Source organism: Mucilaginibacter flavus (assembly GCF_030409315.1).
GTDB lineage: Bacteria > Bacteroidota > Bacteroidia > Sphingobacteriales > Sphingobacteriaceae > Mucilaginibacter > Mucilaginibacter flavus.
On the sequence record NZ_JAUFPS010000042.1, the window covers coordinates 24,908 to 40,055 of the forward strand.

Annotated in this window: 18 protein-coding genes; 10 read left to right on the forward strand and 8 right to left on the reverse strand. The window is 52.0% G+C overall.

The genetic code is table 11. The features are described from left to right. Positions 1-8: 8 nt before the first annotated feature. Entirely contained in the window at positions 9-2,561 is a 2,553-nt protein-coding gene (gene uvrA, locus QWZ17_RS21320; RefSeq protein ID WP_290307339.1) for an excinuclease ABC subunit UvrA, read from the reverse strand. 233 nt (positions 2,562-2,794) lie between these two features. Here uvrA and QWZ17_RS21325 point away from each other — a divergent pair, with 233 nt between their 5' ends. From QWZ17_RS21325 to QWZ17_RS21335, 3 genes are all read left to right on the forward strand, one after another. Continuing rightward, positions 2,795-3,238, forward strand: a complete 444-nt coding sequence (locus QWZ17_RS21325) for an Hsp20/alpha crystallin family protein (protein WP_290307340.1) — start codon at positions 2,795-2,797, stop codon at positions 3,236-3,238. A 75-nt stretch (positions 3,239-3,313) separates the two neighbouring features. Next, complete coding sequence (locus QWZ17_RS21330) at positions 3,314-3,610, forward strand: hypothetical protein (RefSeq protein WP_290307341.1); 297 nt, start codon at positions 3,314-3,316, stop codon at positions 3,608-3,610. After that, on the forward strand, positions 3,600-3,803 hold the full coding sequence (locus QWZ17_RS21335) for a hypothetical protein (RefSeq protein ID WP_290307342.1): 204 nt from the start codon (positions 3,600-3,602) through the stop codon (positions 3,801-3,803). Before QWZ17_RS21330 ends, QWZ17_RS21335 begins: the two co-directional genes overlap by 11 nt. A 31-nt stretch (positions 3,804-3,834) precedes the next feature. Here QWZ17_RS21335 and QWZ17_RS21340 read toward each other — a convergent pair whose 3' ends face one another. Then, positions 3,835-4,425: a PAS domain-containing protein gene (locus QWZ17_RS21340; protein WP_290307343.1), complete on the reverse strand. Its 591-nt coding sequence runs from the start codon at positions 4,423-4,425 to the stop codon at positions 3,835-3,837. A 184-nt stretch (positions 4,426-4,609) separates the two neighbouring features. Between QWZ17_RS21340 and QWZ17_RS21345 the strand changes: the two genes are divergently transcribed. Next, complete coding sequence (locus tag QWZ17_RS21345; protein ID WP_290307344.1) at positions 4,610-4,903, forward strand: hypothetical protein; 294 nt, start codon at positions 4,610-4,612, stop codon at positions 4,901-4,903. Here QWZ17_RS21345 and QWZ17_RS21350 read toward each other — a convergent pair. Continuing rightward, positions 4,898-5,434 (reverse strand): DUF892 family protein, encoded by a 537-nt coding sequence (locus QWZ17_RS21350; protein ID WP_290307345.1) that lies wholly within the window; start codon positions 5,432-5,434, stop codon positions 4,898-4,900. The two genes, QWZ17_RS21345 and QWZ17_RS21350, sit on opposite strands and share 6 nt — an antisense overlap. A gap of 220 nt (positions 5,435-5,654) precedes the next feature. On the opposite strand from QWZ17_RS21350, the gene QWZ17_RS21355 reads away from it, so the two are divergent. The 4 genes from QWZ17_RS21355 (at position 5,655) to QWZ17_RS21370 (ending at position 9,308) form a co-directional block, all read left to right on the forward strand. Further along, positions 5,655-6,203: a YciE/YciF ferroxidase family protein gene (locus tag QWZ17_RS21355; protein WP_290307346.1), complete on the forward strand. Its 549-nt coding sequence runs from the start codon at positions 5,655-5,657 to the stop codon at positions 6,201-6,203. Next, positions 6,193-8,406 carry a catalase gene (locus tag QWZ17_RS21360; RefSeq protein WP_290307347.1) on the forward strand — a complete coding sequence of 738 codons (2,214 nt, stop codon included), beginning with the start codon at positions 6,193-6,195 and terminating at the stop codon, positions 8,404-8,406. Before QWZ17_RS21355 ends, QWZ17_RS21360 begins: the two co-directional genes overlap by 11 nt. 50 nt (positions 8,407-8,456) lie before the next feature. Beyond that, positions 8,457-8,930, forward strand: coding sequence for an ankyrin repeat domain-containing protein (locus QWZ17_RS21365; protein ID WP_290307348.1), 474 nt, complete (start codon positions 8,457-8,459; stop codon positions 8,928-8,930). Between the two features lie 78 nt (positions 8,931-9,008). Then, positions 9,009-9,308, forward strand: coding sequence for a hypothetical protein (locus QWZ17_RS21370; protein WP_290307349.1), 300 nt, complete (start codon positions 9,009-9,011; stop codon positions 9,306-9,308). 21 nt (positions 9,309-9,329) lie between these two features. On the opposite strand, the gene QWZ17_RS21375 is transcribed toward QWZ17_RS21370, so the two are convergent. Next, on the reverse strand, positions 9,330-10,826 hold the full coding sequence (locus QWZ17_RS21375; protein ID WP_290307350.1) for a DEAD/DEAH box helicase: 1,497 nt from the start codon (positions 10,824-10,826) through the stop codon (positions 9,330-9,332). Positions 10,827-11,349: 523 nt separating this feature from the next. Here QWZ17_RS21375 and QWZ17_RS29690 point away from each other — a divergent pair. Continuing rightward, complete coding sequence (locus QWZ17_RS29690) at positions 11,350-11,547, forward strand: PAS domain-containing protein (protein WP_353959527.1); 198 nt, start codon at positions 11,350-11,352, stop codon at positions 11,545-11,547. A gap of 230 nt (positions 11,548-11,777) precedes the next feature. Beyond that, a complete protein-coding gene (xth, locus tag QWZ17_RS21385; RefSeq protein WP_290307352.1) occupies positions 11,778-12,551 on the forward strand; it encodes an exodeoxyribonuclease III in 774 nt (257 codons plus the stop codon). A gap of 32 nt (positions 12,552-12,583) precedes the next feature. On the opposite strand, the gene QWZ17_RS21390 is transcribed toward xth, so the two are convergent. From QWZ17_RS21390 to QWZ17_RS21405, 4 genes are read right to left on the reverse strand one after another with little or no spacing between them, the layout of a single operon-like run. Next, positions 12,584-13,084 carry a DUF4142 domain-containing protein gene (locus QWZ17_RS21390; protein WP_290307353.1) on the reverse strand — a complete coding sequence of 167 codons (501 nt, stop codon included), beginning with the start codon at positions 13,082-13,084 and terminating at the stop codon, positions 12,584-12,586. A 9-nt stretch (positions 13,085-13,093) separates the two neighbouring features. After that, positions 13,094-14,101 carry an SDR family oxidoreductase gene (locus QWZ17_RS21395; protein ID WP_290307354.1) on the reverse strand — a complete coding sequence of 336 codons (1,008 nt, stop codon included), beginning with the start codon at positions 14,099-14,101 and terminating at the stop codon, positions 13,094-13,096. Positions 14,102-14,134: 33 nt separating this feature from the next. Beyond that, entirely contained in the window at positions 14,135-14,311 is a 177-nt protein-coding gene (locus QWZ17_RS21400; RefSeq protein WP_290307355.1) for a DUF6496 domain-containing protein, read from the reverse strand. A gap of 11 nt (positions 14,312-14,322) precedes the next feature. Beyond that, positions 14,323-15,120: an alpha/beta hydrolase gene (locus QWZ17_RS21405; RefSeq protein WP_290307356.1), complete on the reverse strand. Its 798-nt coding sequence runs from the start codon at positions 15,118-15,120 to the stop codon at positions 14,323-14,325. Positions 15,121-15,148 lie beyond the last annotated feature (28 nt).

Genomic DNA, 15,148 nt, shown 5'->3' on the forward strand with positions numbered 1-15,148 from the left:
CTAAGGATCTACAGATAGGGCACTAAATAAGGTGCCGTCCGGCTGGCTGTAACTTTGGTTATTTCCTTAGGTGTCCCGGCGGCTACGATCCTACCGCCATCCTCACCGGCACCGGGACCAATATCGATCACCCAATCGCTTGCTGCAATAACGTGCATATCGTGTTCCACCAGGATGACGGTGTTCCCGGCATCTACCAAGCGGTTGAGTTGCAGCATCAGCCGCTCCACATCCGAGGGATGCAGGCCGGTGGTCGGTTCATCCAGCACATATAACGTTTGCCCGTGCTGTGCCCGCTGTAATTCCGTCGCCAGTTTGATGCGCTGGGCTTCCCCGCCCGAAAGCTCGGTGGCAGGCTGGCCTAAACGCAGGTAACCCAAACCCACTTCCCGTACCACTTCCAATGCCCGGCTGATCGCCGGCTCCTCATCAAAAAAATTCGCTGCTTCATCCACCGTCAGTCCCAGTACTTCGGCAATGTTCTTGTTTTTATAAGTTACTTCCAGGGTTTTGGGGTTATAGCGTGTGCCGCCGCAGGTCGGGCATGGTGTATATACGCTGGGCAGGAAAAGCAACTCCACCATCACCATCCCTTCACCCTCGCAATGCGGGCAGCGGCCTTTTGCTACGTTAAAGGAAAAACGTCCGGCATCATATTTTCGCGACCGGGCCATCGGCGTCGCGGCAAATAATTTGCGCACATGATCAAATAGGCCAGTATAAGTGGCCAGGTTCGAGCGCGGTGTGCGGCCAATAGGTTTTTGATCGACCACCACCAGGCGTTTAATATCAGACATGCCGGCGCTGATACGTCCCCCCAGGGTCTGCACTTCGGTTTGTTCCAGCGGGTCGGCTTCGGTATCGCCGGAAATATCCACCTGCAGGCCTAAATGTTCTGCTACCAGTTCGACTAACACCTGGCTGACCAAACTGCTTTTGCCCGAGCCGGAAACACCGGTCACGCTGGTCAGTACACCCAGTGGAAAAGCGGCGGCTAAGTTTACCAGATTGTTGCGGGTAACGCCTTCCAGCTTCAGCCAGGCTTTTGGCACCCGCGGATCGCTGATCGTTTTAGGTGCGTCCTCATAAATATAATGCCGGGTAACCGAAGCTTTGACTTCACGTAGCCCTTCCGGTAAACCGCTGTATAGGATATACCCGCCGTTTTCGCCCGCTGCCGGCCCCACGTCGACGATCCAGTCGGCATGGCGGATCACATCGATCTCATGCTCCACTACAAAGAGCGAATTGCCCGAAGCTTTCAGTTTGTCCAGCGCCCGTAGTAATGCTTCGGTGTCTGCGGGATGTAAACCCGCTGAGGGTTCATCCAGCACATAAACCACCCCAAATAAATTGGAACGGACCTGGGTAGCTAAGCGCAAGCGTTGCAGCTCACCCGGCGACAAAGTTGGCGTACTGCGCTCAATGGTCAGGTACCCCAACCCCAGGTCCAGCATCACTTGTAAGCGTGCTAAAAAATCTTCGGCTATTCGCTGCGCCACGACTACTTTTTCCGGGTGCGCCGTAGCTATTTTTTTTAACGCGGGGGCTTCACCAGTCGCATAAGGCGCGAAGATCAACGCCAGTTTATTTAGCGCCAGCCGCGAAAGTTCGGCAATATCATAGCCTGCGAATTTGATCGATAGTGATTCCTGTCTTAACCTTTTCCCATGGCATAACGGGCATTCACTGCTCAGCATATATTGCGAGACCCGCTTTTTCATCAGCGCGCTTTGCGTATGGGCAAAAGTATGGCGCACATAACGCCGGGCTCCCGTGAAAGTGCCCATATAATCCGGCTGGCGCTTGTTTTGAATGAAGCGCTTGATCTCCGAATGACTGTAACCGGAGTAAACCGGTACCACTGGCTGCTCTTCGGTAAATAAGATCCAGTCTTTATCTTTCCGGGACATATCCTTCCAAGGCGTATCGATATCGATACCCAGGGTGGTCAGGATGTCCCGCTGGTTCTGTCCCTGCCAGGCGGAGGGCCAGGCAGCAATCGCTTTTTCCCTGATCGTGAGCGTATCATCCGGCACCATCGTTTTTTCGGTCACTTCATAAACCCGCCCTAAACCATGGCATTCCGTGCAGGCACCTTCGGGCGTATTGGGTGAAAATGACTCCGCGGATATGATCCCTTGTCCCGCCGGGTAATCTCCCGCGCGGGAATAAAGCATCCGCAAAAGGTTGGATAAGGTAGTTACGCTGCCAACTGACGAACGGGTGGACGAGCCGCCACGCTGCTGTTGTAAAGCCACAGCCGGCGGCAAGCCTTCGATCTCATCGACCTCGGGAATAGCCATTTGGTTGAACAGCCGGCGGGCATAAGGCGAAACCGATTCGAGGTAACGCCGTTGTGCCTCGGCATATAGCGTGCCAAAGGCCAAAGAAGATTTCCCCGAACCGGAGATCCCGGTGAAAACCACCAGGGCATCCCGCGGGATATCTAAACTCACATTTTTCAGGTTATGCTCGCGCGCGCCTTTCACTTTAACAAAACCACTGAAATCCATTGCTGGTGCTAACAGGTCGCCGGCCACATTGTTTGTGCGGGACATGTTATCGTGAAGGGGCTGCTCCGTTTTTTTTTGCCGCCTTTTTGTCTACGCTGTCCACCAGATCAGGGCAAATACTTGAAAAACTGTCATTCAGCAACTGAAATTTTTTCATTCAAACTGAAAATTTTTCAGTTGTTGTTCCTGTTTCCAGCCCTGGCACAGTAGTTGAAATACGATGTTCAGTTTAATTAATTATAAGTTTTAATCATTATTTATTTAAGGAGGACAGACCTATGACACTGGTTAAATTCAATTCCGACAAACGTAACAACGGTTCATTAATGCCAGGCTTTAATGACGTATTCGATTCCATCTTCAACGACACTTTCTTCAATGACCGCCTGACCAGCCGGGTGCCTGCGGCCAACATCAGCGAAACTGAAGATCACTTCCATGTGGAACTGGCCGCGCCGGGCCTGAAAAAAGAGGATTTCAAGCTGAACCTGGACCGCAACGTGCTGAACATTTCGGTTGAGCAGCGTGCGGAAAACAGCGAGGAGCAAAAGAACTATAGTAAACGCGAGTACAGCTATGCTTCCTGGGTGCGTTCTTTTACGCTGCCCGAAAGCGCCAATGCCGAAAATATTGAGGCGAGCTATACCGACGGCGTATTGAAGATCGATATCGCTAAACGCGAGGAAGCTAAAATGGTACGCCGCCAGATCGAGATCAAGTAATTTTTAAAGTGTTTTAGTTTGATTAAAAGGGTTCTGCTTGCAGAGCCCTTTTATTTACTACTTAAATTGGAAGTTATGGAAGATCGCTTTGCTTTATTGCTCAGTTTGAAAACGCAGGCGGGTTTCGAGGTGTTCGGGGAATTCGGCATCGGCGATGACCGGCTGGCAGCCAATACCCTGTTCGACAGTTTGCAGGGAAAGGAGCCATTAAATGACTTAGGCCTGTTGCACATCGATCTGATGGAAACGGACGGGGCGCTGCCGGCTAAAGTCAGGACGAAGTGCTGCCGCCTGGAGGAACTGGCCGCCAACTGTAAACTGGTCACCCGCGAAGTGTTCCGCCAAAAAAATCTGAAGATCTATGAAGAATAAAACACTCGTCAGGCAGGCGCTGATGATCGCCTTAGTCATGATCGCCATTATTTGGGAACTGACCGGCTATCTGACCGAACACCGGCTGGCAGCAATGCCCAAGCAAGTGCTAGGTGCGGCAGTGCTCTGCTGGCTGGTCTATACTTTGTTCCGCACACCGCAGGATGGTGACGACTGGGCGGGTCAGTATTAAACGAACTTACACGAATTCATAGCGGCAGTTCCTATTCGTCGGTTTTATCCGAGATATCCCTGACCACCTGGTCCAACTCATCCGCGCTTTCGAGGAGCATCGCGCAAAGCTGGCCGGTCTTTTCGTCTTTCAGTTCTTCGCTGATGAGTTTGCTCAGGCCAATGATATTGGCCAGGGGTTTGCGCACGAGGTGCGATTGCATAAAGCCGATATCGCTAAGCTGGTTGTTCGCCGAGGCCAGACGGCTTTGGGTATCGACAAATTCGGTGATGTTATAGCCGATACAAAAGATACCTTCGGGCTGCCCTTGCTGGTCGAACAGGGCCTGCATTTCCCATTGCGTGGTCACATATCCGCCGCTCCCGTCGTGCTTGCGCAGGGTTGCCGAAAACAACTCGCCGGGTGCGCTGAAGCACTGGCCGCCGACCTGCGCGCAGATCGCGACATCCTCCGGGTGCAGGGTGACACTGAAATGCCGGCCCAGCAAGGTGCCGTTGGTAAATTCAAAATTACGGTCATAGTTCTTACTGACGTAAGTATAGGTGCTGTCCATGCCGATCGCAATGGTATAGAAAAAAGAAGAATCCTTCAGGAACTGGTTGACCTGGGCGAAATGGTTCATACGTGTTGTTATAGTGATTGAACAGGCATATGCCGGATAAGTTTTAGGTTGTCAAGCCCGGATCGAATGGGTTGTGTTAGGCGAAAACAATATCATGCGATATCAAAGATGCGCCAAAGACCGCCGGTTCGCACTTTATTGATGACAACTGTTCGTAAAAAGTATAACTTGCCGGCACCTTAATATGAGCCCTGAAAACGCAAAACAAGAATTGCTGCAGTATGCGCTGGCTGACCTGCAAGTATCGCTCCATTTAATGATCGAAGTATGCCGAATCGTCAAAATCAGCGGATTCGCCGATCCCAATGACCTGGTTTGCCTGAGCGCACGCCAGGCTGAGCTGAAGCGGCTCGCCAGACAGCTGCTGATGGATTATGTGGAAGGCGATGAGGTGTTGGGTTCCCAGGTCGAAATGAACTTTCTCAAGATCGAATTGGCGGAGATCTTGAGCAGCCGTAGCATTAGAATGAGTTCATGATATAGGGCGGGAATCCGGTGTAAAATATTGCCGGGTGATCAGCTGCAGCATCGCCAGGTCTTCCCGGGCTTCATTAAAATTTTTGAGGAGCAATTGCTGAATTTTTTCTCTTGCCAGCAAGGGGGCTGCCAGGTTCAGCAATCTGAAGGAAGTACTTTCCAGGCTTTCAATGTTCTGCAGGTACAACAGGATCGAAAGATCACGCATTTGCCTATCCTCATCTTCCAGGTAGATCGCGCTGAAGGCATCTTCGATCAATCCGATCATAGCCTGGCAATTGTCCAGCTGGGGTGTTAAGCCCAGCAGACCGTAGATCTCGTCCATTCGGACGACCTGCTTGTCGATAACGATTTGCGTTTCGCTGATCGCCTTAGTAAGGTCTATGAACCCGGAATAATTGCTGATCTCCGGTAGCCGTTCCTGCAAATGGGCTTTGACACAATAAACCCGATCGAGATGGAGGACAAAGAAATGCTGTATTTGTTGTGCGGTTAAAGAACCCTGGGGTCCGGATGCTGACGAATCTTCCATGTTGTAGGGGTTTATAAGCAGGTGAGCGACGACGGGCCAAATACTTATCTTGATGATCCGGTGAACCTAGTTCGTTGGTAAAAATACGGTTTATTTAAACGCGCCGCGTAGAAATAGCTTTTTAAATCGGAACAATTACGGTTCCCGCGGGTTTATCTACCTGAGCCCATACTTTCGTTACAGCCGATCCCACCCTACTATCAACATCCACAACTAGCTTATGAAAAAAGAAACAGGGGAACCTCAATTCAGCACTAAAACATCACCGAAGGCGGAGCCCGCCTTACTGGAATTATTTACCGATGGGATCAAGGATATTTACTGGGCGGAAAACCATTTGGTGAAGAGCCTGCCGAAAATGCAAAAGGCCGCGACTTCCAAGACTTTGGTAGCTGCCATCGAAAGCCATTTGGAAGAAACTAAAACCCATGTAAGCCGGCTGGAGCAGGTATTCGGCCTACTGGGCGAAAAAGTGCAGGCACAGAAATGCGACGCCATGGAAGGCCTGGCCAAAGAAGGTGAAGGCATCGTGGAAAGTACTGAACCCGGGACGGCAACCCGCGACGTGGGTATTATTCTCGCTTCGCAAAAAGTGGAGCATTACGAAATTGCCACTTATGGTGGTTTAACCCAGTTAGCCAAAACTTTAGGACTGGATGAAGTAGCTGAGCTGCTTTACCAAACCCTGACCGAAGAAAAAGCGGCCGATCAGCAACTGACCGAAGTGGCCGAAAGTGATATCAATTATAAAGCAGCAGATGAGCAATAAGAAACCATCACCCAAAATGGGTACGGAGGGCGCCATTGACAAACAACTGGCACCGCAACCCGAAAATGACAAGACCACGCAACTGGCAGCGCATACCGCTGACGGTGCAGGTGAGAACCTGAATACCAATACCGGCCTGCCGATCAATGATGACCAAAATTCATTAAAGGCGGGTGACCGCGGCCCTACTTTGCTGGAAGATTTTATCCTGCGCGAAAAGATCACGCATTTTGACCACGAGCGCATACCGGAACGGGTGGTGCATGCGCGCGGTTCAGGTGCGCATGGTGTATTCAAAGTTTACAAACCCCTGGCCGAATATACCAAAGCCGGTTTTCTGAATGATACGGAGGCTGAAACCCCTGTTTTTGTACGTTTCTCTACAGTGGCGGGCTCGCGGGGTTCTTCTGACCTGGCGCGCGACGTGCGCGGTTTTGCGGTGCGCTTTTATACCACCGAAGGTAATTTTGATTTGGTCGGCAATAATATGCCGGTATTTTTTATCCAGGACGCGATCAAGTTCCCCGACCTGATCCATGCGCTTAAGCCCGAGCCGGACAATGAGATCCCGCAGGCCGCTTCCGCACACGATACCTTCTGGGATTTTATTTCCCTGATGCCGGAATCGGCACATATGGTGATGTGGGCGATGAGTGACCGCGCTTTGCCGCGCAGCTACCGCATGATGGAAGGTTTCGGCGTACATACTTTCCGTTTGATCAACGCCGAAGGCAAAGCCAGCTTTGTCAAATTTCACTGGAAGCCTTTGCTGGGCGTACATGCCGTCGCCTGGGACGAGGCGCAGAATATATCGGGTAAAGACCCGGATTTTCACCGCCGTGACCTTTGGGATGGCATTGAAAGCGGCGCTTTCCCGGAATGGGAACTGGGCTTGCAGATCATCCCCGAGGAAGACGAATTTAAATATGAGTTTGATCTGCTCGACCCGACGAAACTGGTACCGGAAGAACTGGTGCCGGTGCAGCGTGTCGGTAAATTGACCCTGAACCGTAACCCGGATAATTTCTTTGCGGAAACCGAACAGATCGCCTTCCACCTGGGCCATATCGTGCCCGGGATCGATTTCAGTAATGACCCGCTGTTACAAGGCAGGTTGTTCTCTTATACGGATACCCAGCTGACCCGTTTGGGCGGGCCGAACTTCCAGGAGATCCCGATCAACCGTCCGATCGTGCCGGTATATAATAACCAGCGCGACGGCTTTATGCGCCAGACCATCAATAAGGGCAAAACCAGCTACAGTCCGAACTCGCTGGGTAATAATGACCCGCAGCAGGTTAAAGAAGCCGCCGGTGGTTTTGTCAGTTACCGCGAGCGTATCGAGGCCCGCAAGGAGCGCCTGCGTAACAAGAGCTTCTTTGATCACTTTAGCCAGGCACGCCTGTTCTTTAACAGCCAGTCCGAGCCGGAAAAGAACCATATCGTGGATGCTTTGACGTTTGAATTAGGCAAAGTAAAAACGGTGGCGATCAGAGAACGTATGCTGGGCATTTTGGCGCAGATCGATAAAGGGCTGGCTACTCAGGTAGCTTATGGCTTAGGCTTACATCTGCCTACCGACCTGCCGACCAATCAAAGTATTCCGGCCGACGGTAACCCGGCAGACTATCAATCGGTCCAGGTGGAAGGGTCTTTAGCCAGATCTGAAGCACTGAGCATGGCCGGTACGGTCAAAGACACCATCAAAAGCCGTAAAGTGGCGATACTGGCCGCCGATGGGGCGGATGCCGCGTCTATTACGACCGTTAAAGAGAAACTGACAGCTGAAGGCGCGGTGGTCGAGATCATTGCGCCGCGTGGAGGGTTCCTGACCGCGGCCAACGATGAGCAGATCGAGGTGGACCAGAGTTTTCTGACCGCTGCCTCGGTGCTGTTCGATGCGGTATATGTAGCTGGCGGCACTAATGCGGTCGCTACGCTGGAAGCCGAAGCCAATGCGATCCATTTCCTGAATGAGGCGTTCAAGCACTGCAAACCGATCGCGGCGCAGGAGGATGCCCTGCAGGTCCTGGAAGCCACTTATTTCAGTAAAAAGCTGCCGCCTGATGATAAAGAAGACACCGTACTGGCCGAAGGCCTGCTGGTCGGCGACGGTGGCGCTAAGTTCGCGGGCTTGTTTGCGAAGATGATCGCGCAACACCGTTTCTGGGAGCGTGAAAAACCACGCCTGATCCCGGCTTAATCATTTACCGGAAGCCTGTGCCCAGGCACGGGCTTCCTTAAATCAACGATATGGATACAACATTACAATTGATCAATGCGGCGCGTGCCGGAGACCTGGAGACCTTAAAGCGATTGCTCGCCGCCGGGGCCGACGTCAATGCCCGGGATGAAAAGGGCTATACCCCACTTATCATCGCCTGTTATAACAACCATTTCGCTGCCGCTGAACTTTTGCTGAATTCGGGCGCCGATGTCGACGCAGCCGATCATGGCGGGAATACGGCACTCATGGGGGTTAGCTTTAAAGGCTACCCGGCCATCGCGGAACTCTTGCTGGACCATTGCGCCGATACCGATCTGCAGCATGGCAATGGCGGTACGGCACTGATGTTCGCGGCGATGTTCGGCCGGAACGAGCTGCTTAAAATCCTGTTAAAACATGGCGCGGACAAAACCCTGGTAGACAGCCGCGGCCTATCCGTTTTTGACCTGGCAGCGCAGCAGGGGAACGAGGCCGCCCTGGACCTTTTGGAAAGCACCTGATTCAAAAAAAACGGTCGTTTCAGCATCTGAACTACCCATATCCTCGTAAATCCAAGGAAGACTTCGATTTCTACCGGAATGAGCGCAATAACCTATACCGACCTGGACCTTGAAATTAAAGAAACGGTCAGCAAATTACTGGAGCAACCCGTAGACGGTGAAAAATTCATCGCGAGTTTTACCCTTAACGGTCCGACCTCGGGATCCGTTCATTTCCAGCACCGGACCAGTGCACGCCAGGCGCTGGCTTGCTGGGAGGCACATTTGGAAGCAGGTGAACTTTACCTGTCCTTGAAATATAACGATCGGCTGGTCTTGTTTCGGTCGTCCGCAGCGGATTTCCGAAACCAGCTGGCGCAGCGCTATCCGATCTTCTGAATTTGACAGCACTCACTAAGGTCAGGCCGACCGCAAGTGGAGCGCACGGCGGTTCATGATCTTGGTGATCAGCGTTCGTAACCGCGCTTTATAATCTTCTGTTAACCACTCGGTGTAGTTTTTGGTGACCCGTCCCAGGCACTTGGCATATTGTTTTACCCGCCAGGCGATCTCCTTTTCCAATAAACCGGTCAGCGCCAGGGCTTCGGTCAGGTGTTCGCTGTTGTCCGCACACATCAGCGCGTGTTGACGAATGGCATCCCTGATCACGATCTTGGATTTGAGCTGTTTTGCCACGGCTTCCTGGTGGGCCTGCTGAATATCGAAGGAGAGCTGCAGGGTGTTCGGGAATTTCGCCCTGAAGTCGGCCGGCAATTGATGCGCTTCATATTCGCTTTTATGATGCAGGGCCTCGTAGTAAGCTTCCGGCTGCTCGAAGACTTGCTGCCAGTCGATGGGGACGTGCCATTCCCCGAAACGGTCGGTATTATTGCCCAGGTCGATGATGGTAAAGGTCTTTTTCTGCGGCAGGCGCCGTGCGGCCCGGCCGATCATTTGGTGGTAAAGCGTCAGTGAGGTGGTGGCCCGGTTGAGGATCACGGCCTGGACCGTAGGTTCATCAAAACCGGTCGTTAAAATGGATACCGAGGTCAGGATGGCCGACCTGGTCTTTTTAAACCATTTCAGGATCGCTGCGCGTTCCGCCGGCGGCGTGTGGTTATCCAGGTGCCTGGCCGGGTAACCGGCACTGACGAGCATTTCCAGCACGGCTTTTGAAGTGAAGATGCCGTTATTGAAGATCAGTGTTTTCTTGTTCTTGGCGTGAGCCTCGTAGGCGTGTAACAGCAATTCCAGCATGGCCGGCGAGGTATACAGCGCATCGGAGGTCGCTACCGTAAAATCACCGTTAATGCCGGTTTGCAGCGTGTTCAATTCCACGTCATACCGCCAGTTGGTGGGTTTGGCCAGGAAACCCTGCGCGATGAGGTTTTGGATGCTCTCGCCAACAATAAGTTCCTGGTAATGCTTGCGCATCGGCAGGTTAACATCAGAACTGAAGGGCGTTGCCGTGACACCGATCACGGTGGCCTGCTCAAATTTACCCAGCAGTTTCTGGAACGAATTGTGGTGGGCCTCGTCAATGATGACCAGCCCGATCGTACTCGTATCGATCAATCCTTCTTTGATGCGGTTCTTTAAAGTTTCCACCATGGCCACCAGGCAGCGGTAATTGTCCCGGCGACTGAGCTTTTTAACCTGGCTGTTGATCACTTTATTGCGTATGCCCAGCGATTTCAAGGCCGCTGAAGTTTGACTGCAGAGCTCCACGCGGTGCGTCAGTACGATAACATTTTTATCGTATTGACGGATATAACGCCCGGCGATCTCGGAAAAGATACGGGTCTTGCCGCCACCGGTCGGCAATTGGTAAAGCAACCGCTGTTTGGCGTCAGCTGATGCCAGTTTGGTGAATAAAAGATTAAGGTCCCGCTCCTGGTAGGGGTAAAGTTCTGCCATTGTGCACTTGGTGTTTGGGTTCATATTTCTTTCAAAACAATTGCTGTGCCGCCCAAGCTTGGCTACTGCGTTTTTGCGATTAAATTCCGCCCGCGATCTAAGTATACATTAATAACTGAGGGTATATTCCTCATACAGAGTAAATTGACCCTAAGCTTGCGCTTGGTTACCTGAAGCACAAAAGTGTCTGCCTGTTTCAGCGACCTGGCCATAATAATATCCAGCGCTGTGCTATCGAAAGGAGGAATGGCGGATCAAACGCATTTTTATTCCAAACAATTCGGGAATATTTTCCTTTTTTAAAAATCCGCTTTCTTCCAATTTCCGGCTTTAAGATGGATAAACCTCACCTCATGGAAGATGTCCCCACTTAAAACGCAGGATAGCAGCACTGACCGCAGAAAATCAAAGACTGAAATCTGACGAATACCGGGACGCCATTCTTTCGGCTGATCCGCGTTACCATGAAAGTGAGTCGCGTTTTAAGACCATCTTTGAGGCCTCCAGGCTTGATAACAAGATCATCACGCCCGACCTGAAGATCATCCAGGTCAACCCGGCGATGGTGGCCCTGCTGGGTTTTGGATCCAAAAAAGGGGTCATCGGTGCCACGATTTTAGACTTTGCACCGGAAGAATGCCATAAGGACTGGCGCTTCCTCAAGGAAAAGTTATGGCAAAAAGCCATGCCTTCCTTTAGCCTGAAGACCTGTCTCCGGTAGAAAAACGGCACGATCGTCTGGTGCCAGGTGATGTCGATCCTGTTCCAGGAGAACAGCAAGACATTGGGTTACACGATCATCGAGGAATTACTGAGAGCCAAATTTGACTATATTGGGACCTGCTGCGCCAGCGCCGCGCTTTCCGGGATGCGGTGGTGATCTGAACCGGGCGAAAATGCGTTCGAGCGAAACCATCGAAAACTACAAAGAATAAGCGGTGTTATCGTAGGGTGAAGATCGCCACCTATAATATTAATGGCATCAATGCCCGTATTGAAAACCTGCTGCGCTGGCTGGCGGAAGCCAGGCCGGACGTGGTGTGTTTGCAGGAGCTGAAGTGCGAGGATCACAAGTTTCCTGAACGTACTTTGCTGGACGCGGGTTATCATGCGATCTGGCAGGGTCAGAAAAGCTGGAACGGGGTGGCGATCCTGTCGCGTTACGGCGAGATCCAGGAAACCCGTCGCGGTTTGGAGGGCGAGGATGAAGATCTGCACAGTCGCTATATCGAAGCGTTTATCAATGGCGTGGTGATCAGCTGTTTGTATCTGCCGAACGGCAATCCTTTTCCGGGGCCAAAATTTGAGTACAAGTTGCGCTGGATCAAACGGCTGCACGCCCATGCGGATAAGTTGTTAAGCTTTGGTTTGCCGGTGGCATTGATCGGTGATTATAATATTATGCCAACGGAACTGGACACTTATAAGCCGGAGAAATATGTGAACAATGCTTTATTCAGACCGGAGGCGCGCAAGCTGTGGCGGGCATTGATCAAGTCGGGCTGGACAGACGCGATCCGTCATTTGCATCCGGATGAACCCATCTATACATTCTGGGATTATTTGCGGAATGCTTATCGTAGGAACGCGGGGCTGCGGCTGGATCACTTTTTATTAAATGAGCCATTGATGAACCGGTTAGGCGGTGATGGTGTCGACAAAGAAGTTCGGGGCTGGGAACATTCCAGCGATCATGCGCCGGCCTGGATCAAACTGAAAGATTAAATTTGCAGCCCGCCGAAACGGGCTGCTTGTGTTCATTTAAGTTTTTCGTCGATGGCTTCGATCTCCATCAAGTGGTGTTTCAGCGTAGGCAGCATCGCTTGGGCGAAAGCTTTCACGACCGGGTTTTTACCGGTAGTGGCGTAGTTTTCAAAGACTTCGACGGTGTTCCGGTGACCGCTGAGCACACCATGAACATATAATTTATCAAAATTACTGCCCGCGTTTTGCAGCATGAGGTCGGTTTGTATCCCACCGGTCGCCGCAGGCGGTAAATTCACATTTTGGCTTTTAGCCAAAGCCAGCAATTTGGCTTCCGCATCATTATGATCTTTGACCATCATCTGACCGAACATTTTTACGTCAGAACCCATGGCCTTTTGGGCTGCGAGTTGTCCGGCACTGACCTCCTGTAAATTTTTAATACTAGCGACGGTCAGGAAATGTTTGGCAGTCGTATCGGGATCGGGCTGCGGGATCTGTGCCTGGGCAGCCAGGCCGCCGAGACACAGGATTGAGATGAATATTTTTTTCATGATTTCATATTATGGCATGCCCACTCCGCCTGATGAACCATAGATCTGCCCGGTGGCAAAGCTGGCATCAGCCGCTGCTAATTGTACATAAATAGAGGCCAACTCTGCGGGCTGGCCGGGCCTGCCCAGCATGGTCCAGCTGCCGAACATTTGCTGTTTCTCGGGCTGCGCGCCGCCGCTGATCTGCAGAGCGGTCCAGACCGGCCCGGGTGCGACGCCGTTGACGCGGATGCCTTTCGGGCCTAACTGTTTGGCCAGCGATTTAACATAGTTCATGGTCGCGGCCTTGGTCTGCGCATAGGCATACAAGTCGGGCGATGGGTCGTAAGCCTGTTCGGACGTCGTGCCGATGATGGCGGAACCGGCGGGTAGGTGCGGCAGGGCGGCTTTGATGATCCAGAAGGGCGCGTAAATATTGGTTTTCATGGTGGCATCGAATTCCTCGGTGGTAACGTCGGCAATGGAATTGATCGATTGCTGACGGCCGGCGTTATTGACAATGATGTCTAAACCACCCAAAGCCGTCACGGCTTTTTCCACTAATGACTTACAGAAATCCTCACTGCGCAGGTCACCGGGAATGGCTACGGCTTTTCTTCCGGCCTTTTGGATCAGGGCGACCACTTCCTGCGCGTCCTGTTCTTCGCTCGGGTAATAGTTAATGGCGACATCCGCGCCTTCGCGGGCGTAGGCAATGGCGGCTGCCCTGCCCATGCCGGAATCACCGCCGGTGATGAGGGCTTTACGGCCCATCAGCCTGCCGGAGCCTTTATAGCTGGTTTCTCCGCAATCCGGTACGGGGTCCATTTTGCTTTGCAAACCCGGCCAGGGTTGCGGCTGGCTTTTGTAAGGCGGTTTGGGATAGAGTTTGGTCGGGTCGCTGATCTTGGCAGGGCCGTCGGCATTTGTTGTTGGATTAGTAGTTGCACCGAAAGCTGGAGCAACAGCTGCTGCTGCCAGGGTGGCGCCTAAACCGGCGACAACCTGCCGCCGGGTAATTTTATGGTCTTCACTCATGGAGTCTGTATTAATGATTGCTGCTTATATTTTTTAATCTTTCTTTTTAGGGACTTTAGCGCCGTCTTTCCGGGCTTCGGATAAGCCGATAGCGATCGCCTGTTTCTTGCTGGTTACTTTCTTACCGCTGCCGCTTTTGAGCGTGCCTTCTTTTTCTTCGTGTAAAGCCTTGTGGACCTTGTCCTGGGCTTTTTCTGAATATTTAGCCATGACTTTTTTGATTAATTGTTTTCCTGTTCGGTATGATATAGCTGTTCTGCGTGGGCGGTCAGCCATTCGCTGATATAGTCAGCAACTTCCTGCCAGCCGTCCTGGCCGCAGATCCAGTGGGCGCGGTTGTCAAAGAATTTGAAGTCAACGATGCTGACCTCATCGGTATAAGCTTCGGCATTGCGCTCATTCAATTCGTAAGGGATGATCTGGTCCTCTACCCCGCCGATGAATAACAGCGGCGCGTGCGGCAGGTCAAGATCGATCTGACCAGCTTCGCCCATGCAATCACGCAATACGTTGCGGCTGTCATGGGTAGCGGTTTCCTTATAGGCGGCTTCAGTTGCTGCCTCACTCATGGTATTGCAGAACGAGCCATGGAAACTTTCCAAGTCCATCATAAATGGCTCATTGCCTTTAAGTGGATTGGAGATCAGCGCGCTGTTCTTCATGAAGCCCCAGTCAAAAGCCAACATGGCATTGGGTGCCACGGAACTGATGGGCACGCCCATTTCGACCAAGCCTTTCGCGGTTAAGAGTTGCGTGATCAAACCGCCAACGGAATGACCGATGACGATTGGTTTTTCCGGCAACGCGGTGATGACGCGCTCCATGTGGTCGACAATGGTCTGCAGGTGTAGGTCACCCAAACCGGCCGGCGGGTTATTGCGCAGATCGGCGGGTTCGCCTTCATGCAGCGGCCAGGCCGGTGCGATACAATTGTAGCCTTTGGCTTCAAAATAAGCTATCCACTTTTCCCAGCTTTTGGGGTTTTGGAACATGCCGTGGATAAATACGATGGTTTTCATATTTGTTGATGATGTTATTGATTCTGTA